Source organism: Acinetobacter sp. BZX-2 (assembly GCF_055179795.1).
The window spans coordinates 1,337,636-1,363,452 of sequence record NZ_CM143686.1 but is presented as its reverse complement, the minus strand read 5'-3'; the positions used below and the strand labels follow the sequence as shown (position 1 = coordinate 1,363,452).

22 protein-coding genes, 1 tRNA gene and 1 pseudogene are annotated in these 25,817 nt (G+C 37.7%); 8 read left to right on the top strand and 16 right to left on the bottom strand.

The window, feature by feature from the left end; all coding sequences use genetic code 11:
* Window positions 1-139: 139 nt before the first annotated feature.
* Both ACY45D_RS06345 and ACY45D_RS06340 read right to left on the bottom strand, forming a co-directional pair.
* Window positions 140-229: transfer RNA gene (locus ACY45D_RS06345), tRNA-Ser, on the bottom strand.
* A 98-nt stretch (window positions 230-327) separates the two neighbouring features.
* Complete coding sequence (locus ACY45D_RS06340; RefSeq protein ID WP_463108936.1) at window positions 328-2,361, bottom strand: 2,4-dienoyl-CoA reductase FMN-binding domain-containing protein; 2,034 nt, start codon at window positions 2,359-2,361, stop codon at window positions 328-330.
* Between the two features lie 109 nt (window positions 2,362-2,470).
* Between ACY45D_RS06340 and ACY45D_RS06335 the strand changes: the two genes are divergently transcribed.
* Entirely contained in the window at window positions 2,471-3,415 is a 945-nt protein-coding gene (locus ACY45D_RS06335) for a hypothetical protein (protein WP_463108935.1), read from the top strand.
* Window positions 3,416-3,493: 78 nt separating this feature from the next.
* On the opposite strand, the gene dld is transcribed toward ACY45D_RS06335, so the two are convergent.
* The 5 genes and pseudogenes from dld to ACY45D_RS06310 all read right to left on the bottom strand — a co-directional run.
* Window positions 3,494-5,191 (bottom strand): D-lactate dehydrogenase, encoded by a 1,698-nt coding sequence (gene dld, locus ACY45D_RS06330; protein WP_463108934.1) that lies wholly within the window; start codon window positions 5,189-5,191, stop codon window positions 3,494-3,496.
* A gap of 193 nt (window positions 5,192-5,384) precedes the next feature.
* Window positions 5,385-6,539, bottom strand: coding sequence for an FMN-dependent L-lactate dehydrogenase LldD (gene lldD / locus ACY45D_RS06325; protein ID WP_463108933.1), 1,155 nt, complete (start codon window positions 6,537-6,539; stop codon window positions 5,385-5,387).
* 2 nt (window positions 6,540-6,541) lie between these two features.
* A complete protein-coding gene (gene lldR / locus ACY45D_RS06320) occupies window positions 6,542-7,285 on the bottom strand; it encodes a transcriptional regulator LldR (RefSeq protein WP_463108932.1) in 744 nt (247 codons plus the stop codon).
* A 31-nt stretch (window positions 7,286-7,316) separates the two neighbouring features.
* Window positions 7,317-8,987: an L-lactate permease gene (gene lldP, locus ACY45D_RS06315; protein WP_463108931.1), complete on the bottom strand. Its 1,671-nt coding sequence runs from the start codon at window positions 8,985-8,987 to the stop codon at window positions 7,317-7,319.
* A gap of 640 nt (window positions 8,988-9,627) precedes the next feature.
* A pseudogene (locus ACY45D_RS06310) lies at window positions 9,628-9,993 on the bottom strand (EamA family transporter); the annotation flags it as partial.
* Between the two features lie 264 nt (window positions 9,994-10,257).
* Here ACY45D_RS06310 and argG point away from each other — a divergent pair.
* Window positions 10,258-11,601 (top strand): argininosuccinate synthase, encoded by a 1,344-nt coding sequence (gene argG / locus ACY45D_RS06305; RefSeq protein ID WP_463108930.1) that lies wholly within the window; start codon window positions 10,258-10,260, stop codon window positions 11,599-11,601.
* Between the two features lie 88 nt (window positions 11,602-11,689).
* Here argG and ACY45D_RS06300 read toward each other — a convergent pair whose 3' ends face one another.
* The 7 genes from ACY45D_RS06300 to ACY45D_RS06270 all read right to left on the bottom strand — a co-directional run bounded on the left by ACY45D_RS06300 (window position 11,690) and on the right by ACY45D_RS06270 (window position 18,938).
* Entirely contained in the window at window positions 11,690-11,938 is a 249-nt protein-coding gene (locus tag ACY45D_RS06300) for a hypothetical protein (protein WP_463108929.1), read from the bottom strand.
* Window positions 11,939-12,069: 131 nt separating this feature from the next.
* On the bottom strand, window positions 12,070-13,314 hold the full coding sequence (locus tag ACY45D_RS06295; RefSeq protein WP_463108928.1) for a lipase family protein: 1,245 nt from the start codon (window positions 13,312-13,314) through the stop codon (window positions 12,070-12,072).
* A gap of 580 nt (window positions 13,315-13,894) precedes the next feature.
* A complete protein-coding gene (ubiA, locus tag ACY45D_RS06290; RefSeq protein ID WP_463108927.1) occupies window positions 13,895-14,773 on the bottom strand; it encodes a 4-hydroxybenzoate octaprenyltransferase in 879 nt (292 codons plus the stop codon).
* A 16-nt stretch (window positions 14,774-14,789) separates the two neighbouring features.
* On the bottom strand, window positions 14,790-15,287 hold the full coding sequence (locus tag ACY45D_RS06285; protein WP_463108926.1) for a chorismate--pyruvate lyase family protein: 498 nt from the start codon (window positions 15,285-15,287) through the stop codon (window positions 14,790-14,792).
* 221 nt (window positions 15,288-15,508) lie between these two features.
* Window positions 15,509-16,924, bottom strand: a complete 1,416-nt coding sequence (gene glnA / locus ACY45D_RS06280) for a type I glutamate--ammonia ligase (protein ID WP_463108925.1) — start codon at window positions 16,922-16,924, stop codon at window positions 15,509-15,511.
* Between the two features lie 412 nt (window positions 16,925-17,336).
* Window positions 17,337-17,870: a GTP-binding protein gene (locus ACY45D_RS06275; protein ID WP_089603563.1), complete on the bottom strand. Its 534-nt coding sequence runs from the start codon at window positions 17,868-17,870 to the stop codon at window positions 17,337-17,339.
* Between the two features lie 126 nt (window positions 17,871-17,996).
* Complete coding sequence (locus ACY45D_RS06270) at window positions 17,997-18,938, bottom strand: hypothetical protein (RefSeq protein ID WP_463108924.1); 942 nt, start codon at window positions 18,936-18,938, stop codon at window positions 17,997-17,999.
* Window positions 18,939-19,489: 551 nt separating this feature from the next.
* On the opposite strand from ACY45D_RS06270, the gene ACY45D_RS06265 reads away from it, so the two are divergent.
* Window positions 19,490-19,648, top strand: coding sequence for a hypothetical protein (locus tag ACY45D_RS06265; protein ID WP_463108923.1), 159 nt, complete (start codon window positions 19,490-19,492; stop codon window positions 19,646-19,648).
* Between the two features lie 89 nt (window positions 19,649-19,737).
* Here ACY45D_RS06265 and ACY45D_RS06260 read toward each other — a convergent pair whose 3' ends face one another.
* The gene (locus ACY45D_RS06260; protein ID WP_463108922.1) at window positions 19,738-20,013 is read right to left on the bottom strand and encodes a hypothetical protein; all 276 of its coding nucleotides are present in this window, start codon (window positions 20,011-20,013) and stop codon (window positions 19,738-19,740) included.
* Between the two features lie 309 nt (window positions 20,014-20,322).
* On the opposite strand from ACY45D_RS06260, the gene ACY45D_RS06255 reads away from it, so the two are divergent.
* The 3 genes from ACY45D_RS06255 to trpC are packed head-to-tail and all read left to right on the top strand — an operon-like array spanning window position 20,323 to window position 22,796.
* Window positions 20,323-20,907, top strand: a complete 585-nt coding sequence (locus ACY45D_RS06255; protein WP_463108921.1) for an anthranilate synthase component II — start codon at window positions 20,323-20,325, stop codon at window positions 20,905-20,907.
* Window positions 20,908-20,924: 17 nt separating this feature from the next.
* A complete protein-coding gene (trpD, locus tag ACY45D_RS06250; protein ID WP_463108920.1) occupies window positions 20,925-21,971 on the top strand; it encodes an anthranilate phosphoribosyltransferase in 1,047 nt (348 codons plus the stop codon).
* Window positions 21,972-21,989: 18 nt separating this feature from the next.
* On the top strand, window positions 21,990-22,796 hold the full coding sequence (trpC, locus tag ACY45D_RS06245; RefSeq protein ID WP_463108919.1) for an indole-3-glycerol phosphate synthase TrpC: 807 nt from the start codon (window positions 21,990-21,992) through the stop codon (window positions 22,794-22,796).
* 168 nt (window positions 22,797-22,964) lie between these two features.
* Here the strand turns inward: trpC and ACY45D_RS06240 are convergent, their stop codons facing one another.
* Window positions 22,965-24,122 carry a DUF389 domain-containing protein gene (locus tag ACY45D_RS06240; RefSeq protein WP_463108918.1) on the bottom strand — a complete coding sequence of 386 codons (1,158 nt, stop codon included), beginning with the start codon at window positions 24,120-24,122 and terminating at the stop codon, window positions 22,965-22,967.
* Between the two features lie 241 nt (window positions 24,123-24,363).
* Here ACY45D_RS06240 and ACY45D_RS06235 point away from each other — a divergent pair, with 241 nt between their 5' ends.
* Both ACY45D_RS06235 and folE read left to right on the top strand, forming a co-directional pair.
* Window positions 24,364-25,068 (top strand): Smr/MutS family protein, encoded by a 705-nt coding sequence (locus ACY45D_RS06235; protein ID WP_463108917.1) that lies wholly within the window; start codon window positions 24,364-24,366, stop codon window positions 25,066-25,068.
* Between the two features lie 144 nt (window positions 25,069-25,212).
* Window positions 25,213-25,761: a GTP cyclohydrolase I FolE gene (folE, locus tag ACY45D_RS06230; protein WP_171057689.1), complete on the top strand. Its 549-nt coding sequence runs from the start codon at window positions 25,213-25,215 to the stop codon at window positions 25,759-25,761.
* The last annotated feature ends 56 nt before the right edge of the window (window positions 25,762-25,817 follow it).

Sequence of the window (25,817 nt, the reverse complement as noted above, 5' to 3'; positions counted from 1 at the left end):
CCTCAACTCTTTTATGGAAAGGTACTAATAAAGTATCAATAAGGATTAATGCATCTACATTTTGATGTGGGGTATATTGAGGGGTAAAATCACAGACAAAAAATAAGCCCTTGTAAAAACAAGGGCTTATTTAGATATCTGGCGGAAGCGGTGAGATTCGAACTCACGGAGGACTCACACCCTCGTCGGTTTTCAAGACCGGTGCATTAAACCGCTCTGCCACGCTTCCATGTGCGCAAGAATACTAAGCTTTTTTATTTCTGACAAGAGAAATATAAGCTTAAAGTATTCAAATGCATATTGTTTCATCAATTTTGCATTTTTTGCTTAAAGTTTAGCTGCTAATTCAGCACCTTCACGTATTGCACGTTTTGCATCAAGCTCACCAGCAAGTTTCGCACCACCAATAATATGATAATTGGCCAATGTCGACTCACCTTCTTTTGGCATTAAATCTTTCACAGACTCTTGCCCTGCACAGACGACAATCGTATCAACACGTAAAAGTTGATCATGACCATTGGTTTCAATCCATAAACCTTCATTGGTCACAGCTTTGTATTGCACACCTCGCATCATTCTTACCGCATGCTTTTTCAATTGCGCACGATGTACCCAACCAGAGGTTTTACCTAAGCCTATACCTAAAGGCGTAGTTTTACGTTGCATTAAATAAATCTGACGAATTGGCGGCTCAACTTCGGCAGGAACAAAACCACCTTCGGTCATATAGTTTGGATTTGGGTCAATTCCCCATTCACGCATCCAATCTGACAAAGGCTGAGGTTGCGGTTGATGTTCAGGTTTCAATAAATATTCAGATACATCAAAACCAATACCACCTGCACCGATTACAGCGACACTGTGTCCTACTGCTGCACCACGTAAAACTTCAGCATAAGATAAAACTTGCGGTGCATCACTGCCTTCAATTTTCAGATCTCGCGGAATAACACCCGTTGCAACCACAACTTCATCAAAGCCTTCACGTTCAAGTTGTTCACGATTCACTTTGGTATTTAAACGTAAATCTACACCAGTTTTTTCAATCTGCACTTTAAAATAGCGAATAGTTTCATGGAATTCTTCTTTCCCAGGAACTACTTTTGCCAAATTAAACTGACCACCAACTTCACTTGATGCTTCAAATAATGTCACATGATGGCCTCGTTCAGCTGCAATTGTTGCCGCAGACATCCCTGCAACACCACCACCCACTACAGCAATTCTTTTCGGCTTCTTGGTTTTAATATAAACCAGTTCTGTTTCATGAGCGGCACGCGGGTTAACCAAACAGCTCGCACGTTTATTTTGGAAACTATGGTCTAAACAAGCTTGGTTACATGCGATACAGGTATTAATTTCATCAACGCGATTGGTTGCAGTTTTATTGACCCAAAAAGCATCTGCCAATAGTGGGCGTGCCATTTGCACCATATCTGCTTTTCCTGATGCTAAAATTTCTTCAGCAGTATCAGGCATATTGATACGGTTAGATGCAATCACAGGTACAGATACATGCTTCTTGACTTCTGCTGTGTAATCTACAAATGCAGCACGTGGTACAGAGGTCACAATTGTTGGAATACGTGCTTCATGCCAACCAATCCCTGTATTTAATAAAGTCACTCCAGCTTTTTCCAAAGCTTGTGCAACCGTAATAACTTCATGCATGGTATTACCATCATGCACTAAATCCAGCATCGACAGACGGAAACAAATAATAAATTTTTCACCAACTTTTGCACGAATCGCTTTTACGATTTCTACTGCAAAACGCATACGGTTTTCAATTGGGCCGCCCCAACGATCTTCACGCTGATTGACATGCAGGCTTAAAAACTGATTCAAAAGATAACCTTCCGAACCCATAATTTCCACGCCGTCATAACCCGCTTTTTTTGCTAGGCTCGCCGTTTCAGCATAATCTTGAATCGTTTCAAGAATAAGTTTCTCGCTCATTTGACGTGGCTTAAATACAGAAATAGGCGATTTGATTGGGCTCGCAGACACAACAAATGGCTGATATCCATAACGTCCAGCATGTAAAATTTGCATGAGGATTTTTGCGCCATGCTTATGTACAGCATGTGTGACCAAACGATGTGGCGCGATATCACCCAAAGTGTTCATTGTTCCACCCGCAGGAAGCAACCAACCCTGACGATTCGGTGAAATACCGCCTGTAATGATCAGCCCAACACCACCTTTTGCACGTTCCCCAAAATATGCAGCAAGCTTGGGATAATTATAAAAACGATCTTCTAAACCCGTGTGCATTGAACCCATCACGACACGATTTTTAATGGTCGTAAATCCCAAATGAAGCGGTTTTAAAATATTTGCATAGCTAGTTGTCATGGTGAATCCTTTAATGTTTGGCTTTGCAACTTGTTGCATACTACTTTATCTATTTTTAACATTTTTGGGATGACTTTTATTGTTATTTTCAACGTAGATAGAGTCAATCATGCAAGTAAATATAGCGTTAAACAATGGCAACTATGATTCTCTATATACAGCTTTACAACAATTTCTAGAATTAAACCAAGCAGTTTTGAAATATGCTTATAAAAAAGTTTTAGAAATTGAGCATATTAACGATATGAGCCATCCAGTATTTTTAACGAGTTCGCATTTGAACCATATGCCTGTAGGCAGTCAAAATCAATGGGCTAATTTTTTCAAAACAGCATCTTTTGAACTTGAGGCAAACGCTGTTATTCCCATTCTATGGCTCATGTTATTTAAGCAAGATCATATTCTGTGGGCGAAATACACAGATGATTTAGATCTAAATGATGAACGGTTGCTTGATAATTTAGAAGACTACCAAGATACCTTTGGCGATCATTATTATGCTTATTTAGTAGTTGATCAAAAGCAGGCTTTAATTAACTTAGAAAACCATCAAGCTATTTTTACAGCGATTTTTGGAACTGAAAATAACTTTCAATTTAAACAATTTAAGTCACTCATTGAACAACACTACCCACAATATATCTTATTAAGAACCAGTGGATTACCTATAGATTCAAATGATGCAAATTTTTTAATTCAACCCTTACAACATATTGAAAATTTTCAATATGATCATAGCAATCGCGATGAATTTTCCGCACTTCAAAGAGCAGATCTAGCTCGTTTTGATGATCATCCCTATTTCTTTTATGGAGTAAACAATAACGCAATCTATGAACCCATAAATAATGAAGCAAGCCAATTACAAGAAAATCAGCCTTCAACCGTAGCAAAAAATACAGGGCTGACTCTGCTCATTTGTACCACCATCGTGGTGATCGCCACCTTGGCTGTTTGGTTTACAACCTATTCCATACTTTATGCTGCTTTGGTTTTTTTAATCAGCGCATTGGTTCTTGGAGTTATTTCTTCAAAACTAGGACAGCAAAAATAAAAATCAGCCATCTTCAATATGAATATAGCTGATTCATGAAATTATTAACATCTATCATCTGTTGATATTATTTCATCGCTACTTCCAGTATTTTAATTTACTGGTTTGGCCGATTCCGACATTAAAGCTATTGGTCGGATCTAACTTTTGATAATGATTTTTTAAAGCAGGCTTGGCAATATATAAATGCCCAACATTATGTTCAGCAGGATATTCCGCACCACGATTATCCAGTAAATGCCACATTTGATGTTCCATGGCTAAAGGATCTACACCCTTTTTGACAATATAATCCTGATGGAATACGTGACATAAAAAATGCCCGTAATACAATTTATGCAGAATTAAATCATCCATTTCCTTAGGTAAAGTTTCCACCCATTCACGGTCATTACGGCGTAATGCAATATCCAGTGCCACAATGTCTTCGACTTCTGAACGATGGGTATCTCGATAACGAATTGCAGCGCCAGCGACTGCAAAGCGATGTAAAAATGCTTTACGTCCCTCTTCATCGCTACAGTGGAAATAATCACCAGATGTTTTATTTTGGAAATAGTCTTTTAAAAATACTTCGACCTGTTTAACATCCTGATTTTCAACTCGTATCACCAGATGGTGCTCATACAAATCCCGAAACTCATTCATACGTTTCGGTAAATGGCTTGGCATAAATTTGGTGATTAGTTGTAAGACTTTGTCTGATAAACCACGTAAGCCTACTTTTTCTAAATACCCATCGACTTTATCTTTCATCGCAAATGCAGCAGGTACTTTGGCTGTACCAAATTTCTCGATAAACATAAATGTATCTTTACCGTATTCAGCACCAATATCATAAGCAACACGGTGAATATATTCCCCTGCTATCGGTAAGCGTGGTAAATCTTTGAGTAGGAAACGGCGAATTTCAGTCAAATCATCATGTGAATTTGTACCGACATAGAACACCTGACTGGGTATTTTCTCGAAAGTATCTAAGCGTACAGCAAAGACACAAACTTTCCCTGCCGAGCCTGATGCCTCAAATAATCGTGATGGATCAGCATTAAAACGCGCAGGGGTATTTTCATCGACCTGTTTAACATCGTGTGCATAACGATGATCCGATGCACAACAATCTGAATTGTTAATCACATCATCGGCTTGGTAATTTTTATTCTCAAGCTTCGTTAGAATTTCTTCAGGTGTCGTACCTAGATGTACACCTAAATGATTTACCAACTCTAATTCGCCAGATTCATTGATACGTGCATAGAGTGCCAATTCTGTATATGCGGGACCACGACGCACCAATGCACCGCCAGAGTTATTGCACACACCACCTAAAACAGATGCACCAATACATGACGACCCAATCACAGAATGGGGTTCACGATTAAATTGTGCTAATTCTTTTTCAAGTCGATCCAGTGTTGCACCTGGTAAGCAAATCACTTGCTGACCTTCATTAATGACTTGAATACCAGCTAAGCGTCGTGTACTCATTAAAATTACAGGACGATCATAATCATCGCCAAATGGCGTTGAGCCACCTGTCAAACCTGTATTTGCTGCTTGCATAATTACGATACAATCTGCATTTATAGCAGTTTGTAAGACTTGCCATTGCTCAAGCAAAGTGCCCGGAACAACTACAGCAAGGACTTGACCTGATCCATAACGACGACCTTGGCGATAGAGCCGAGTATCATGATCATCAATTAAAACGTGTTGTTTACCGACAATAGCGATGAGGTTTTGAATGGTGTGTTTAGCAGAGGATTGGGTGTTCATAGTTGTTATTTCCAATTATTCAAATCCCCCTAAGTCCCCCCTTTTCTAAAGGGGGGACTTTTCACCCAAAACTATTCCTAGTTGGTATAGCTCCTCCCTTTTTTAAAGGGAGGTTGGGAGGGATTATCTATGAATAGCGATACTTTTATATGAGAAACATTTATATGAGAAACATTTATTTATAAAGTAGGAATCACCCCACCAATTCTTTCTCTAACTTCACTAAACAATCTGAAGTAATATCAGCGATTGTTTTCGCACCCGTTAAAGTCATTGCAACGCGCATTTCTTTATCAATTAAATCGAGTAAATTCGAAACACCCTCACCGCCTGCCGCACCAAGCGCGTATACAAATGCACGACCAAGCATACACGTGTCTGCACCCAATGCCAGCATACGCACAACATCCAAGCCATTACGAATACCAGAGTCCGCTAGAATTTTAATATCGCCTTTCACCGCATCTGCAATTGGCGGAAGCGCACGTGCAGAAGATAAAACACCATCTAGCTGACGACCACCATGATTTGAAACCACAATACCGTCTGCGCCAAAACGTACTGCATCTTTCGCATCTTCAGGATCAAGAATCCCTTTGATCACCATTGGACCATCCCAAAACTCACGAATCCACTCAAGGTCTTTCCATGAAATAGATGGATCAAAGTTATTACCTAACCATCCGATATAATCTTCAAGGCCAGTCGGTTTACCTAAATATTTAGAAATATTGCCTAAATCATGTGGTCGTCCTAACAGACCGACATTCCACGCCCAATGTGGGTGGAAACATGACTGCATATAGCGACGCATTGCTGCATTTGGCCCACTCATACCTGAGTGTGCATCACGATAACGTGCCCCAGGAACAGGCATATCTACAGTGAAGACGAGAGTTGAACAGCCTGCTGCCTTCGCACGTTCCAAAGCATTTCGCATAAAGCCACGATCACGCAGCACATACAATTGGAACCACATTGGACGATTAATGGCAGGTGCAACTTCTTCAATTGGGCATACTGAAACTGTTGATAATGTAAAAGGAATCCCTTTTTTATCGGCAGCTACAGCAGCTTGCACTTCACCACGACGTGCATACATTCCTGTAAGCCCTACAGGTGATAAGGCAACTGGCATTGACAAAGTTTCATCAAACAGTTTGGTTTCTAAACTCAACTGCGACATATCATTTAAAACACGCTGCCTTAACGCAATTTTTGATAAATCTTCCACATTGCGTTTCAGTGTATATTCCGCATATGCACCACCATCGATGTAATGGAAAAGAAATGGTGGTAAACGACGTCGTGCGGCTTCACGGTAGTCATTTGCAGAAGAAATAATCATGTTTATATCCTGTTCAATCGACTTGCACGCTGACGACGAGCTTCTTCCTCATCAATCATACGCACTTGCTGTACTACAAATTCTATATGTCCACACACTGCATCACGAGCAGCATCTGGATCATGACGTTCAATTGCATCCATCACTTGAAAATGTTGATCATGCAACTGATCAAAACGACGAGCTTCGGAATAGACTTTACGACGTCCCAAAACCACGTTGAATTGCAACAAATCAAACAGCCCTCGCATCATCTGAATCAACACTAAATTGTGTGATGCTTCTGCGATGGCTAAATGGAATTTAGCATCTGCATTTGATGCCTGATCGTCATCACCTAAAGATTGAAAATATGTTATTTGATCATAGTAATAACGAATCTTTTCAATATCTTCTTTGGTTGCACGCTGTGCTGCATACCACGCTGAACCGCCCTCTAAAATTGTACGCGCTTCCTGTACATCAAAACGATAGGCAGGATCTTCATCAATCAGATTACTCAACGGTTCAACGATTTGGTACTGAGACCAATTCACTGGCAATTGCTGCAAATAGGTTCCCGCTCCAACTTTGCTGACCAACATGCCCATACTGGTCAGTTGTGAAAGTGCTTCTCTTAAAGAAGAACGGGATACCCCAAGTTGCTCACACAGCTTACGTTCAGCAGGTAATCGCTCTCCGACTTGCATATTTTTTTCTTCAATTAACATGCGAAGACTTTGTACGACTTTATCGGAGACTTTCATCTGCTTTCCTCAGCTTTACATCAATTGAGTGTCATGGAATCATCCATGGGAACACATAGGCTTGTAAGGTAATAATAATACCGATCATTACTGTAAACGTTATACTGTGTTTAACTGTAAAACGGAACAGATCAGATTCTTTACCCACTAAACCAACTGCTGCACAAGCGATTGCAATGGATTGTGGCGAAATCATTTTACCTGTTACACCACCACTGGTATTCGCTGCAACGAGTAGCACTTCAGGTACACCAATTTGCTGTGCAGTCGTTGCCTGTAAAGCAGCAAATAAAGCATTTGCAGAAGTATCTGAACCTGTAAGGAATACGCCTAACCATCCTAAGAATGGCGAGAAGAAAGTAAATGCATGACCTGTATGTGCAAGTGCCAAAGCCAATGTTGCAGACATTCCTGAATAATTTGCGATAAAAGCAAAAGCTAACACCATACCAATTGAATAAATTGGAATTTTTAATTCATTAATGGTTTCACCAAAAGTAATGACCGCTTCTTTTGGCTTCATTTTTAAGAAAATAATCGTGATAATCGCAGCAATTAAAATGGCAGTACCCGTTGCCGAAAACCAGTCAAATTTGAAAATTGCGTCATAATCTTTGATTTCAGGCACAACGGGTGGCATTTTTTGCACAAGTTGATGTAAATACGGTACTTTGATTGAAATAACCAAATCATGTAAAGCGCCATCTTTGGTAAATAAATCCTTAAATGGTTTAACGCTCCAAATGGTGACCATGACCGTTAAAATTGCAAATGGCGACCATGCTTTAGCAATCTGAGCAATTGAATATTTCTTTTGCTTTTGTTCTGCTAAGTTTTCATCGATATCGCTATCTTCATTGGCAAAACGGAAAATGTGTTTTGGCTGCCAATATTTCAATAAAATCGTTAATGAAACCAATGAAGCAATTGCAGCTGTAATATCAGGAAGCTCAGGACCAACGAAGTTTGATGTTAAAAACTGCGCCAATGCAAATGAACCACCGCCAACAATAACTGCAGGCCAAGTTTCTTTCACACCGCGCCACCCATCCATGATTGCCATAATCCAGAACAGAACAATAATCACCATAAATGGTAACTGACGTCCCACCATTTGGCTGATTTCCATGGTTTCTACACCTGAAACCTGCCCTGCAACAATGATCGGGATCCCCATTGCACCAAATGCAACAGGTGCAGTATTCACAATCAAGCACAATCCAGCAGCGTAGAGAGGTTTAAAACCAAGACCAACCAACAACGCTGCGGTAATCGCAACCGGTGCACCAAAACCTGCTGCACCTTCAAGGAAAGTACCAAATGCAAAACCAACAAAAAGCATTTGCAAACGTTGATCTTCAGTAATAGACAGAATCGAAGAACGAATAACATCGAACTGCCCAGTTTTTACTGAGATTTTATAAAGGAATACGGCACCAATAATGATCCATGCAATTGGCCATAAGCCATAGAAAAAGCCATAAACCATTGAAGCAAATGCCATCATCGTAGGCATTTTATAAGCAAATAATGAAACAAGAAGTGCCAATACAACCGTAATTGTACCCGCAACACTACCTTTCATACGAAAAACAGCGAGGGCTAAAAAGAAGAAAATAATCGGAATTAGGGCGATCAAACTGGAAATCCAGATATTGCCCATAGGATCATAAATTTGTTGCCATTGTTGAAGCATTGTCATCTCCTTGAAATGCTTTCAGGAAAGTATCACGTGGTCAGATCAGTCATTCAACTTCTGTAAAATTGGTATGACCAATAAAACAATAAAGTAAAAAAAATCTATTAATTTCGCCTTAATAGTAATTTCTGCCGATTTAAAGATCAATATAAGAATGTAAATAATTATATTGGTCATACCAATTTAAAAGTATTTATGTAAATTTTATCTGTGCATTAGGCAAGTTATGTTTTGAATGAATAAATTAAATCGCTTGTTTTTACTTATTTTTTTCGAAATGATTAACTTTTTATCACGCCATATTATACTTTAGTCTAATAAGTAGTTTTTAATTGCCATCATCTGTATTTATTTTAACCTAAATGCTACGTTGCCGCTGGTTTAGATGAATACTCAAACAATAAAAATAACTTATATTTCCTAATATTTAACAACATATTAGATCAATAATAATCCACCTCCTACTCACTCAATAGCCAAAAGGTTAGCTCTTGAAAACCAAAGCTACGTAATATTCAAATTTAAATATAAAAAGCAAAATCAGCAGACTTCCACTGATTTTGCTTAATTACTATTTGCCACAATGCCTGTTGTATTGATGACCTAAACCATCGACACTGATTTCATGAATTTAGCTTGAGTATCAACGCTGGTCACTACACAAAGACTTTACAGGTTGATTGGCATTCTTCAATTTTAAAGAACTCAAGATAATACCTGAACAAATAAACACAGCACCGATTAAAATATTGATGCTCAATGCTTCATGCCAAAGCACATGACCAAAAAATAGACTTAAAATTGGAATACACATAATTGAAATTGAGGCAACAAAAGTGTCAACCTGACTGACAATCCAGTTCCAAAGTACAAATGCAAAGCCAGTTCCAATCACCGCAATATAGAAAAGAATTGAATCATTGAATGGATTTAACCAAACCTTAAAATCAACAGGTTCAAAAACCAAAGCAGCGAAAAGAATCACCCCACCGCCAATAAATAACTGCCACGATCCGATGTAGTGTCGATAAAATTTGATTATTGCTATTTGGCACTGCATTATCCTTTGGTCTAATCTTGAGTTAAATCGCTGAATTCTTATCGTAAAAGCTTATATTTTTAGAATATTAATCTATTTTTTAAATGAAAAAAGAATATTTCCAGTCTCAACATCAAAAAAATTGCATTGAAGGGTGCTATAATACTGCGTTAATAAAATTCTCTTCGGCTACCAAAATATATGGTGCCTATTTCGAAATAGTTAGGACTCGCAATGACTGATAATGCAACGATCTTGCAGAATGTACCAGTAGGCAAAAAAGTCGGTATCGCCTTCTCTGGTGGTCTAGATACTTCAGCAGCTTTATTGTGGATGAAACAAAAAGGCGCAGAACCTTATGCTTATACAGCAAATCTAGGTCAACCTGATGAAGATGACTATGATGCAATTCCACGTAAAGCTGAAGCATACGGCGCTGTAAAAGCACGCTTAGTAGACTGCCGCTTACAACTTGCATTAGAAGGTATTGCTGCGATTCAATGTGGCGCATTTCATATCAGCACAGGTGGTGTTCCTTATTTCAATACAACACCTTTAGGTCGTGCAGTAACAGGAACAATGCTTGTTACAGCAATGAAAGAAGATGATGTAAATATTTGGGGCGATGGTTCTACGTATAAAGGGAACGATATTGAACGTTTCTATCGTTATGGTTTATTGACCAATCCTGATCTTAAAATTTACAAACCTTGGTTAGACCAACAGTTCATTGATGAATTGGGTGGTCGTGCTGAAATGTCACAATTCTTAATCGACAATGGTTTTGACTATAAAATGTCGAAAGAGAAAGCATATTCAACAGATTCAAACATGTTGGGTGCGACACATGAAGCTAAAGATTTAGAATATCTCAATGCAGGTATCAAAATCGTTGACCCAATCATGGGTGTCGCTTTCTGGAAAGATGACGTTAAAATTGAAGCGGAAGAAGTTTCTGTAACGTTTGAAGAAGGTTTCCCTGTTGCATTAAACGGTAAGCGTATCGAAGATCCAGTTGAGTTTATTCTTGAAGCGAATCGTATCGGCGGTCGTCATGGTCTAGGTATGTCAGACCAAATCGAAAACCGTATCATTGAAGCAAAATCTCGCGGGATTTATGAAGCACCAGGTATGGCGTTACTTCATATTGCTTATGAGCGTCTTGTGACTGGTATTCATAACGAAGATACGATTGAACAATATCGTATTAACGGTTTACGTTTAGGTCGTTTATTGTACCAAGGTCGTTGGTTCGATTCTCAAGCATTGATGCTTCGTGAAACTGCTCAACGCTGGGTGGCTAAAGCCATTACTGGTACTGTGACTTTAGAACTTCGTCGTGGTAATGACTACACCATCATGAACACTGAATCTGAAAACCTCACTTATGAAGCTGAGCGTTTAACGATGGAGAAAGGTGATTCAATGTTTACGCCAATGGATCGTATTGGTCAGTTAACCATGCGTAACCTTGATATTACAGATACACGTGCAAAATTAGGTATTTATACAAATACTGGATTACTTGCAGTGGGTACAGGTTCTGCTGTTCCTCAACTTAAAGATAAAAACAAATAAGTTTTTGATCAAAACAAACGTAAAAAACCGCCAACAATGGCGGTTTTTTTATGGCAGAATTTTAATCACAAAATATTGATCAATTCAATTAAGATTCGACTGCATCTTTTTGAGATTGTTCAAAAACAGATTTATCTTGTTGTTCTTGTTTCTGTTGTTGCTTTTTCAATTCCACTTTTTCTGCATGTTGCTGACGCATTTGATCATACTTTCGTTTCGTTTCAGCATCACTTTTAGCAGCAACAAACGCCATTCCCACCAAAAATATTGGAAATAATAAACCGAGTGCGGCAAGAATATAAACTTTAGGAAATTTTTTCGAACTTGTCTGCGTCATGAATTTACATCAATCAATACCAATTTGGCTGATCAATATAACAGAAGATTTTCGATATACAAATTTTGCTGTTTTAGCATTGTTTAATGAGGAAAAGAGAAAGAGCCGAAGCTCTTCCTTTTGATTGATAACTATTGCGTCGCAGGCATTTTTTGTTTAATGAATGCAACCAGTTGTGGATTCATTTCAACAATTGCTTGTGTATGACTTGCGCCGACCACAGGCAGGAATGTCACATCTGTACCCATATCCTTTAACCCTTGTTGCAAAGCATTGGTCACAGGATAAGGCACAGCCATATCCGCAGTCCCTTGGATAATCATCACAGGCGTATTGATTTTCTTCGTTGCTGGTTGATTATCAACCAAGAACTTTTTCACTGTTGGATTTTCTTGGAAATCCCCTGCTAAACCAGGATAATCTAAAACACTTTTACCCGCATTTTTCACCAAGAAATCACGGATATCCACAGCAAACTTATTATGCAAGTCGTCTAGACACAAACCATTTTCACCTGTAGTCCCTTCAGCAAACTCTGCAATTGCTCTTGAACGTTCTTGGAAAATTTCACGATAATTAAATTTAGGTTCATACGCTGTGATTCCCACTGTCGTATAAGCAGCATACGCTAACAATTCTGCGTAGACTTCAACAGCAGTTCCCACAGGAACTTTACCCTCTTGTTCTTGTTGAAGAATACTTCGAATGGCTTGCGGAGCAACAACAGAAATGATGTAACCTAAACTTGAAGCAGGTGCACCAGCAACCGCACCTTTAAAGTTTGAATCGCTATTAGAAAGTTCAGCCGTTCCCAAAGACGCATGCCCCCCTTGAGATTGACCAACGGACATCCATTGGCCATTAATTTGGCTACCATAATGATCTTTATAGGCTTTTACTGCATAAATAGCAGAGTTTGCTTCACTTTTTAAATTTAGATATGGATGGATTCCCGCTGTACCCAACCCTTCGTAATCTGGCGCAACAATAACATAGCCTTCTGCCAATAAGCTTTCTGCCATATTCTTAAAGCGAGGATTAAATGCATTATTACTCGGTGCGCAACTATCGCCTACACCCACTGTGCCATGTTCCCACACCACAATTTTCCAGCCATTGGCAGGACGAGCCGTTTTAGGTACAAAAACCATTGCTGTGGCTTTCTTCGTTTCGCCTAAAACATTCGGCATGTTATAAGTCATGACTTTGACTGAGGCTGCCGATGTCATGCTATCTAAATTATAGGATTTCTCAGAAACATAACTTTTATTGGTAGACCATTGATTATTATCATTATCATCGTCATTACATGCAGCAATGAATAATGTGGTACCGCATGTAATCGCAAGTAATGTCCGTTTAAGCATAATACTCATAAATCACCCTTCTATTTGTCTTGTATTTTTACTGACTTCATGTCTTCTCATAATTAAGCATAAAAAAAAGCACCTTACTAGTGCGCTTTTAATCATAAATCTAACCAAATTCAATATCTTTACCCGATATATGACAGTATTCACATTAAAATATTAATTTATTTAGTTCTGTACTGCCCGTAATATCTTTAAATAATCTGAGTTCGGGATAAGATATATGCCCAACGATATGATACGCGGAAACGTCAGTCGCATTGTTCGAGGCCGGACTACATCTGTAATGTACTGTTTTTGCGATATATTAGGTACTAGATAGTATCTATCGAGTTGGCGACTGACAAATGGTTTTGCCTACTTTTCCCGAAAGCCTTGCGAGGTAGTACCTCTCAGGTCGAACCGAAGGTTAATCCTTACATTTGATTTTAAACGGTAAGACTCCGCTGTGCATGATCTATATTTTCAATAACTTACATCAAGGTTTATCCCGAACTGACGTTAAAATATTAATTTATTCAGTTCTATGCTGCCCGTAATAAATATCTTTAAATAAGAATACGTCTATGCATATTTCTTCAAACGTTTAAATAAACGAAGCAAATATTCCTATAAAAATAATTAAACCTACCCAACGATTATGACGAAATGCCCAAAAACAACGCTGTGGGTCTCGATTATTGGTTTTTGTCCATTGATAAATAAAATCAGCACACACCAATAGTAAAGCGGCTAACCCAAATGGGATAAGAATATTTTCAAGATAGAAAGCTGTAGCAATGAGCACAACACTCAAGGCCTGAAGTATTGAAATAATTTCAATATCGTATTTACCAAATAAAATTGCTGTAGATTTCACACCAATTTTTAAATCATATTTACGGTCCGTAATTGCGTATTGTGTATCGTAAGCCACTGTCCAAGCCAAATTACCAAAGTACAGCAACCAACAGGTTAAATTGGGCTCAACCCCCACGGCAGTATAGCCCATTGGAATTGACCATGAGAAAGCTGCGCCTAAGAACACTTGAGGTAGGTGGGTATAGCGCTTCATAAATGGATAAATAAAAGCTAAAAACAATGCACCAAATGACCAATAAAATGTTTCAATGGGTAGGAAAAATAGCATTGCAGCACTGGCAGCAACTAAGGCTAAAAAGACAAAAACAGCCTCTTTAGCACGAATCACACCCGTCGCTAAAGGACGCGTTTTTGTACGCTCTACATGAGCATCTACTTTACGATCAGCAAAATCATTGATTGCACAACCTGCTGCACGCATAAAAATCGTCCCTAAAATCATCGGTATTAAAATACCAATTTCAGGAATACCTTTATTTGCAATCCACATTGCCCACATGGTTGGCCAAAAAACCAATTCTGTACCAATAGGTTTATCAAATCGGCATAAATAATAATACGCTTCTAAACGTTGTTGCCATGTGGTGTGCTGCATCATCGCCATAACAATCCTTCAATACTTATTTTGAAATGCTTTGCTGTTGTAAAAATTGCTCAAAGGCAGGTAGAAAAGTTTCTTGAACAATAAACTTACAACCATGCCAAGTATAACAACTTTGTCGTGTCCAGCCTTCTTCAAGAAATAATACACGTCGTTCGCATTGCGGATCGGTACGTTGAAATAAGAATTTGCCAATTGGCTTGTTTCGAATATGTTTAAATAAACGAGCCTTCGCATGAATACTTAAAATAGGAAAAATACTTTTTGCTTTTACCCAAGGTTGCTCGTTACAACCAAATAAATAACTTTCACGCACCCATGAAGTATGTTGATGCGGCATTTTCATCCACTGACTATCGCTAAATGTAAGTCTTTTATAATGTTCTTGAATGGGTTGAACACTAAAAACACCACCTGCAAGATCAGTCAATTGTTGAGTAAGAGAACCTGAAGCATACAACCATGTTTTTAACTCTAAAGGAATTTGCCTTTGTTGACTGTTGCATGATTGAGCCAATGTTCTCTCCTATTTTTCAATTTTCAATTTTCAATAAAGTCGCAAGTTTAACTGAAAATATCAGATATAAGCAGATTAAGCGCAGAATATATCATCTAGATGAATATTTTGCCTATTTATCATGCATTTTATCAAATCATGATTTTTCTTCTTTCTAGATAAATCCATAATAAAAAAACCCGCACAAGGCGGGTTTTTGGTCACTTAAATTCGAAAACGAATTACAAGCTGTAATACATATCAAATTCAACTGGGTGAGTTGTCGTGTTTAGACGACGAACATCTTCAGTTTTAAGTTCGATATATGCATCTAACATTTCTTTAGTGAACACGCCACCTTTAAGAAGGAAGTCTTGATCCGCTTTAAGTGCTTCAAGTGCCATATCTAGGCTATGCGCAACTGTTGGGATTTTAGCTTCTTCTTCAGGAGGAAGATCATACAAGTTTTTATCAGCAGCTTCACCTGGGTGGATCTTGTTTTGGATACCGTCAAGACCAGCCATTAACAATGCTGCAAAACCTAAGTATGGGTTCATCATTGGATCTGGGAAACGTGCTTCGATACGCTTACCTTTAGGGCTAGAAACGTATGGAATACGGATAGAAGCAGAACGGTTACGTGCTGAGTAAGCAAGCATAATTGGTGCTTCAAAATGTGGAACTAAACGCTTATACGAGTTCGTAGAAGGGTTTGTGATTGCATTCAATGCACGAGCATGCTTGATGATACCGCCAATGAAATAAAGCGCCATTTCAGAAAGACCAGCGTATTCATCACCAGCAAACAAGTTCTTGCCATCTTTAGAGATTGACATATGAACGTGCATACCAGAACCGTTATCGCCAACCATTGGCTTAGGCATGAAAGTCGCAGTTTTTGCATATTGATGCGCAACGTTCCAAACAGCATATTTGAACTGTTGAACTTCGTCAGCTTTACGTACCATAGTGTTGAAACTTACACCAATTTCTAACTGGCAAGATGCAACTTCGTGGTGATGTACTTCTACACGGCCTGGGCCCATGATGTCTTCGATACGAGCACACATTTCAGCACGCATATCTTGTGAAGAATCAACCGGAGGAACTGGGAAATAACCGCCTTTAACACGAGGACGGTGACCTGAGTTACCTGATTCGTAAGAGTTACCCGTTGACCAAGCAGCTTCTTCAGCGATCAATGTATGGCGAGCGCCAGACATATCGATATCCCATTTAACTTCGTCAAAAACGAAGAATTCTGGTTCTGGACCAAAGAAAGCTGTATCACCAATACCTGTAGATTTTAGGTATTCTTCAGCACGACGAGCAATTGAACGTGGATCACGGTCATAACCTTGACCCGTTGAAGGCTCAATTACGTCACAAGTTACAACGACAGTTGCTTCAGCAAAGAACGGGTCAAGGAAAGCAGTTTCAGGATCTGGACGTAAAATCATGTCAGATGCTTCAATACCTTTCCAACCAGCAATTGAAGAACCATCAAACATTTTACCATCTTCAAAAGTATCTTCATCGATAGTGTCTGATGGGTAGCTTACGTGCTGTTCTTTACCCTTAGTATCCGTAAAGCGAAAATCGACCCATTTTGCGCCACTTTCTTGTATGAGTTGAAGGACCTTGTTCGCCATGCTCATTTGCTCCAATGCATTTTTGTTGCACTTACAAAGTGCGTGTTAGTAGTTGGTGTTTATATAGCAATTACCGTACCAACTCTTAAAATGGTTGCTAAAATATTGAATTCCTTATTAGAAAATAAGCTTAGCAACCTTTAATTTCTAACTATTATACTGAGTGTATTTAGAAATGCACTATATTCAAACACACTTAGGAATTTTATATTGCAACGCACAATTTTAGCGCACCAATTTTGTGCATAACTAATTATTTGTTTTAATTTGGTGCTTGTTTTGCTTTAAATCAATCTACTTTCTAAACCTATTTACATTTAATTTAAAAATAAAAAAAGCGTATTGATTAATACGCTTTAAATTTTTTTATAAAAATAATCTTATAAATCAAAAATATGTAAATTATTTCAGCAATAAATTAGCCAAATTCAACTTCTGCTCTCGCAATCAATGCCTCAACCATAAGCAATACATCATCTTTCTCTCTAGCATCAATCGCAAAAATAGGCATCGTCAGCTGATTCAAATGCATCCAGTCTTTATATTGTTTTAATAAATGCTGTGGGTCTTCATCCACATGAGTCACACCAACCACAATATTATTCACATATTCTTTAAACGCTTGAAAATAGAATTTCAAATCTTCAATAGCATCTTTCTGTGAATGATCAATCAATACCACCGCACCAATTGCGCCTTTGCAGATAACAGACCAAACGAAATCAAAACGATCTTGCCCCGGTGTTCCATATAAGCCAACTGCGACTTCATCATCCAGTTTAATTTCGCCATAATCAATGCCAACCGTCGTCAGCGCTTTGCTATGCGCTTGTTCATCTGTGTTATGTGCTTCAGTTGAAAGAACAGAAATTTCTGATAATGATTTGATTGCAGCAGTTTTACCTGCCCCCATCTTACCGCCAAATACAATTTTATATTTATGTAGTATCACATCATCACCTGTTTTATTTATTTCACATTTACCAGACTATAAAATTCATTTTGATTACACATAAAGTTGAAAATTCTCAATTTAACTAGATGTGTAAAAAATTAACATAATCACTTTAGGCTCACGTTATAGACCTAATTTCTTTCTCAACTTTCCAAAGAAGCCTCGAAGTACGCTAGAAGATTCTTTTTCTTCAAGCATCAGTTTCGCATCCGTTGCTGGTATTTTTTTAAGCACATTACATAATAAAGCAATTGAAACAAATTTATTAATCTGTGCCAAGCTATAACCTGTTTTTTCAGCAACTTGCTTAAGGTTTGCACCCTGTTCGAAACATGCTGCTATTTTAAAAACCTGTTTACGTTCATTTTGAGGATCAGGTTGTGGCCAAAACTGTAATTTATAAAAATCTGAATGATTTTGGTTAAAATCCAAATCGTCAGAATGCCACAGCACATTCCAAAGCCAAGAGGTTAAATCTTCACCCTGCATTAAACTGACTGATTGGGCCATTTGCATTGTTGCATAGGTATAATTTAGAGAAGAATCTGTCCGTTGCAATTTTCGTGTTTGATTGATCCAAACCTGTTGAGTTCGAATATTCATCAACGCAATATTACCATTTGAATCAAAAACCTGAACATTCCCATTTCTTTCATTAAAAAACTCAGGAACGACTTTTTTTAAGTCCATTTTTTGAGAAATTTGATTCACGAAAGTTTCAGTTTTATTGCTGACAGGAACTCGTAAATATCGATCCTTAAACCACTGTCGAATCTCTTCAGATGTTGAAAAAGGCAAATATAATTTATCCCCCTCAATCGTACCTGATTTTTCATTTTTATTGACTAGGCGTAAATAAGGAATTTTTTTCGCACCAACTAAGTTTTGAATCGTTGCTGAGCTAAAAAACATGTCATTCACTAAAAGAATATCTAAATGAGGGTCAGCAATATTCGCCCAACTTACTTTCAAAGCATCGTCGTACATCGATTGAACTTTTTGCTTAATATTTTCAAGTACATTTAGACTTAAGCCAAATATAGCGATTTTTATTTCTTCTTTCATTAAACCCCCATAGTCACACTATAAAACGTGACAATATTAACATTTTATTTTTAAAAAAACATACTAATCACATTAGAAAACTCAAAAATTACAGAATAATTTATATTATTTTTACCTTATAAATTATAAAAATGTAATATCCAATTGATAAAAAAAATATTAAAACAACAATAATATTTTCAATAAAGCCAAAAACGCACAAAACATTGCAAAACAATAGCTTATTTTTATCAAAAATATGTATTTTAAATACAAAATATCGATCAAATGAATATAAAAATCATTCTCATATTTATTTCACAACATTATCTTAAATTCGGCTTAACATATTTTTTATTCAATATAAAAACACTTGTATTTTAATTTAAAAATAAAGTTAAGTTTCACTAATATAATATATAAAATGATTTTAATTTAGTATTAAAAACATTAATAAATATGATCCATTTACTTACTTAAATAATGATAAATATCTCGAAAATATGAGTCACGATAAATAGAAAACTCATGAATGATCGTCATACAGTCTTTTAAGGATATAAAAGCTTTGGATGATCACAGCAAGATCGGTGACTTATGCTAAATTACTGAAAGGCTTTGAAATGCATCTCAATCTACCGCAAACTTTTTTATTTTTAGACGTTGCGATGATCATTCAAAGAAAAAGCATGATGATGAGGTTAAATAACTTCCAACCAATTTTACTGTGATTATATTTTTCAAGTTTAATTTTGCTTTGCAAGTCTTTTATTCAGACATTTAAAAAACCTCCCGAAGGAGGTTGTATCTAAAACTGAAATTACGGGACAGGTCTGAACCATTTAATAAACAAATCAAGCCCACTTTCATTTGGCGTTGTATCTAGAGAATATTTTTTTTGATTCAATTCCGCCAATATCGCCTCTTGATCTTCTGCACTGACATTCGAAGGAATGGTATAACCAGCACTGAAATAACCTAAATCTGAGCTTGCTTTAATTTGAGCAGCAATCTCATTACGCAAAGTATCAAGTGTTTTTTTAGGCTGATGATTTTCTGAATTTTGTTTTGCTTCCGTTGCATCAATAATTGACATCAATTTCTCCATATTCTTCTATAGTGAGCTACTCTAAAATATAACAAAACTAAATGTAGAACAATGCTGAGCATTCAGTCATGATAATACTCATAAGCTTTTACAGCTTATGGATAAAGATATGTTTTGATGCGAATTTTATGCGAAGCAAAAAGTCAAAGAATCTCCGCAATAATCTGATATTATAGTGAATTATTAGCGAGTTTTTAGCTAATAAAAATTAGACAAACAGCAAAATGAGTACCATAGTGATTAATATCACTAACACGATACGAATTACGCTATAAATATCAGAGGTTTAAGCCAAAAATGCTTCTAATGATCGACAACTATGACTCGTTTACTTATAACATCGTCCAATATTTTGGCGAGTTAAACCAAGAAGTAAAAGTAGTCCGTAATGATGCCGTGACTTTAGAGGATATTGAACGATGGCAACCAAAGTATTTAGTGATTGGTCCTGGACCTTGTTCTCCTTCAGAAGCCGGAATTTCTATCCCTGCAATTCAACATTTTGCAGGCAAAATTCCATTGCTCGGTGTTTGTTTAGGACATCAAGCAATTGGACAGGCCTTTGGTGGTGACATTGTTCGTGCCAAAACAGTGATGCATGGTCGTTTATCTGATATGTACCATAGTGATAAAGGTATTTTCAGTAATCTTCCATCTCCATTTTCAGCGACTCGCTATCATTCCCTTGTGATTGATCAAGCGACCGTTCCTGAATGCTTGGAAGTCACTTGCTGGACCAATGAAACTGATGGTTCTATGGAAGAAATCATGGGTGTAAAACATAAGACACTACCTATTGAAGGTGTGCAATTTCATCCTGAATCGATCCTAAGCCAACATGGTCACCAAATCTTTAAGAACTTTTTAGATATTTATGCATAAAGAGCGTAATCAAGATAATGAATATTCAACAAGCTTTAAATAACATCACCAAAAATATTGAGCTGACCCAACCACAGATGGAAGAAATCATGCGTACCATCATGAGTGGTCAAGCCACCGATGCACAAATCGGCGCGCTTATGATGGGACTGCGTTTAAAGGGCGAAAGTATTGATGAAATCACCGCAGCAGCACGTGTAATGCGTGAATTTGCCATCAAAATAGATGTCAGTGATATTCCGCATCTGATTGATATTGTCGGTACTGGTGGTGACGGTCAAAACTTATTTAATGTGTCTACAGCGTCTTCTTTCGTGATTGCTGCAGCGGGCGCAACCATTGCCAAACATGGAAATCGTGGCGTTTCTTCAAAATCAGGTTCTTCTGATTTATTAGAACAAGCAGGTATCAATCTCGATTTAAATATGCAACAGACTGAACGTTGTATCCGAGAGATAGGTGTCGGTTTTTTATTTGCACCAAACCATCATAAAGCGATGAAATATGCAGCTGGCCCACGTAAAGAATTAGGCTTCCGTAGTATTTTCAATCTCCTTGGCCCGCTTACGAATCCGGCTGGGGTACGCCGCTATGTGATTGGTGTCTTTTCAACAGAATTATGTCGCCCACTTGCTGAAGTGCTCAAACAACTGGGTGCTGAACATGTGATGGTGGTTCACTCTAAAGATGGTTTAGATGAGATTAGCCTTGCATCTGCGACTTATGTAGCTGAGCTCAAAGAGGGTGAAATCACCGAATGGGTCATTCAACCTGAAGATGTTGATATTGAGTCTCAGACATTGACAGGCTTATCTGTAGAAAGTGCGGCTGAAAGCCTAGTGTTGATAAAAGATGCTTTAAGCAAGAATAAATCAGCCAAAGGTGAAAAAGCAGCCAATATGATTGCTTTAAATGCAGGTGCGGGTATCTATGTTTCAGGTTTAACCAAGACCTATAAGCAAGGTGTCGCTTTGGCACATGATATTATCTATGGTGGGCAGGCTTTAGAAAAAATGGGCATTTTGTCTGAATTTACCAAAACGCTCAAAGAATACGAAGCTTAAGGATTTAAGGAAATCACCATGGTTAATATTGCCAATACCATTTTAGGTAAAATTGTTGATCGTAAACATGAAGAGTTTGCGATACGTTTAAAACAACATAGTTTAAAAGATGTTGAAGAACTTGCCAAAGCTGCAACACCAGTTCGTGGTTTTGCTCAATCTTTACAAAGTAAACGCCCTGGTGTGATTGCTGAAATAAAGAAAGCTTCTCCATCAAAAGGGATTATTCGTGAAAACTTTAATCCTGCTGAAATAGCAGAACAATATGAGCAAGCAGGTGCTGCATGTTTGTCTGTTTTGACCGATGTTGATTTTTTCCAAGGTGCAGATGAAAACATTCAAATTGCACGAAATCATTGTTCACTTCCTGCTTTACGCAAAGATTTTTTAATCGATCCTTATGGTGTGATTGAAGCGCGCGCTTTGCATGCAGATTGTATTTTGTTAATTGTGGCTTGTTTGTCTGACCAACAACTTGAGGAAATGTCTAAAACAGCATTTGAACACAACCTAGACGTACTGGTTGAAGTACATGATGAAGATGAACTTGAACGTGCGATGAAGCTTTCTGAGCGTTGTATTCTAGGCGTCAATAACCGTAACCTTAAAACCTTTGATGTTGATTTAAATACTTCATTGCGTTTAAAAAGATTACTCGATCCATCTCGTTTATTGGTCACTGAGAGTGGTATTGCGGCACCTACAGATGTTGCAATGATGCAAGAGCATGACATTCACGCCTTCTTAGTCGGTGAAAGTTTTATGAAGCAACCACGTCCAGATGAGGCTTTTAAGGCTCTGTTTGGAGTTCCTCATTCTGTTTAAACGAATCATTCAAATCCTGATTTAATGCTTCGATTGCGTTTTAGATGATATTTGAGTCTGTCATTTAATCTTTTCGTTTATGAATGAGAATGTTTAATCGCTGATTCTCAAAAAAGCCCAACGCTTCTGAGTTGGGCTTTTTGTTCTCTAAACTATTTATACATGGTCTTATTGCGGATGCTCAAGTGAGTAACTTGTGATTCCCCCTGCGGCTTCTCGTTCTTGAATACTGACGGTTGGACTATTCGGTGCTTCAATAATTTCAGTAAAAATAAAACGTACTTGTGCAACACTCGGCTTGTCTTTTAAATCATGTTCTAAAATCTTATTTAATTTTCCAACTTCAATCGAAGTTGGAGGAGTATCACCTCTGATGACAATACGAATCAATGTAAATTCATCGTGCTTTTCGAATTGAATCGTATCGACGATATTATTATTTTTATTCAGCAAAGTCTCAACCTCAGTCTTAATAGCGGTCTCATATAATTGTTGACGCAACAAATGCATAAAATTCAAAGACAAATAGATAGTGAGTAGCAAAAGACAGATTAAACTTATCGCATTTCTTTTAATAAATTCGATGACATTACTTTTGACTTCAATATCTGAACCACGTCTAAAACCTGCAACCCACAGTACAAGTGATGAACTCACTTGAATCGCAATAATATTGGTCGCAGCTAAAATAAAAGCATTCGCCGCATTTCTCCACTCCATATGAGCAAATAAAATACCACTTGCAACCAATGGAGGAACCAAAGCTGTGGCGACAGCAACACCAACCACTGCAACTGAAAGCCGCGGAGATACCGATGCAAATGCCCCTGCTGCTCCGCCAGCTAAAGCAATCATTAAATCCATAATTGTAGGCTGGGTACGAGACAGGATTTCATGTGTAATGGGAACATCAATATTAATTAAGCCTAAAATGATTCCAATCGCATAGATCATTAAAATGCCTAAAGATAGTGTGGTTAAGGCGGTTCTAAACAATATCCAACGATTATCAATCAAAGACAACGCTATACCCGAAATTGGCCCTAACATCATTGCAACTAACATGGCTCCAATGACCACAGCAGATGAATTGGTTAATAGACCATAGCCCGCAATAATTGCAGCCAAGGCATTCATAATAAAAAATGTTTTACTCGGTAAAGCATTCGCCTGAATATTTAAACGAACTTGTTTATGATCAATTTTTTTGGAATTCTCTCGTAAAGCTTGTTTATATCTTAATTTTTCTTTGAGAATTTCATACTTTTCTTGGTCGGGAGTATCTTCAACAATAATTGTTGGATCTTTATCTTTTCCATTATCCATAGCGTTATTGATCTTTTAATGCTTTGAGTTAATTTAACTTTTTTTTCAAATCATCAATATAGGAAATCTGTTAATAATTGCACTGAAATATCCAGTCTTTTGCACCTTTAACCGCGGAAATATTTCACTCAATCCTTGAGTAAGCGTTCTAAAAGTTGCACTGAATTCAATTCAGTTCAATTTTGAATGGATTAAGTCTATAATACTCAGCAAATATTCTCTTTTTACTGTTTTTGCAATTATGAGTAAATCTGATTCAACATTCTCCAAATCTCAACTTGATCTTTTAAAACAATTCAAAAAACAAATTTCTACGGGTCAATCTCAGCCTGAATCTACACATAAAAAGCAGAAATCGGCACCTGTAACCGCACCGATACCTCAAGATGACGATCTCGCCTTGTTTAATCAAGCGATGCAGGGTGTAAAAACGATTGATAATGGTAATATTGCTAAAATAGCAACGAGTCCTACTCGTAAAAAACCTGATGCGAAAACACTGGCAAAACGTGCAGCAGCAGAAGGTCCAACTGAAACTGAACATGCTGAATTATCAGATACACATGCCATGCTCAACCCTGTTGCCAGCCAAGCAGCTTTAAGTTATCGCATTGCGACCTTACAGCATAAAGTTTTTGAAGATTTAAAAGCTGGCAATATTCGTTGGTATGAAGCTGTAGATTTGCATGGCTGTACCGTAGAAGAAGCCCGATCTGCAGTTCTAGAAATTATCCAAATTGCAAAGAATGAAAACCAGAATGTGATTAAAATTGTTCATGGTAAAGGCCCTGAAGCCATTTTAAAATCATATGTAAACAGTTGGCTTCGTCAGCACCGTGATGTTTTAGCTTTTGTCAGTGCGCCCGAGAAGCAAGGTGGCACAGGTGCAGTTTTAGTTTTATTAAAACGTGCTGAGAAAAATCCTAAATTTAGTCAGGATCATTAATCCATTTTTTGTACCCGCAAATTTTGTGATTGATAGTCAATATCCTTTAAAATACGGTTTATCCTGTAATAGTCAGACTTTTTTGGTTTTTCTGCTACAATGCCGTCCTTGTTCAATCCGTATAAGTGAACACGTTATATGTCTATGCAGCAATCCTACGCAAATATTTTAACTGCCGTTGGCGAGGACTTAGATCGTCCTGGTCTGAAAGACACGCCTATGCGTGCGGCTAAAGCTTTTTCGTACTTGACGTCTGGCTATAGCAAAACATTGGAAGAAGTGACCAACAATGCGGTCTTCCCTTCTGATAATGATGAAATGGTGTTGGTTAAAAATATCGAATTTTATTCTTTATGTGAACACCACTTATTGCCTTTTCATGGTCGTGTGCATATTGCCTATTTACCTTCTGGTAATGTTTTAGGTTTATCTAAATTTGCACGAATCACTGAAATGTTCGCACGTCGTTTACAAATTCAAGAGCAACTGACCAAGCAAATTGCAGATGCAGTTGCAGAAGTCACTCAAGCGCGTGGTGTCGCTGTAGTCATTGATTCAGCGCATATGTGTATGATGATGCGTGGTGTAAGTAAGCAAGAATCAACGACCCGTACCGTGTCTTTTGTCGGGGATTTTAAAACCGATAAAGAAGCACGTCGTGAATTCTTACAAGCTGTACCTGAAGCACATTGATTTTATGAATTTTTCATCATTTCTATCTATAAAGATTGCTTTAAGCCTCAACTTCA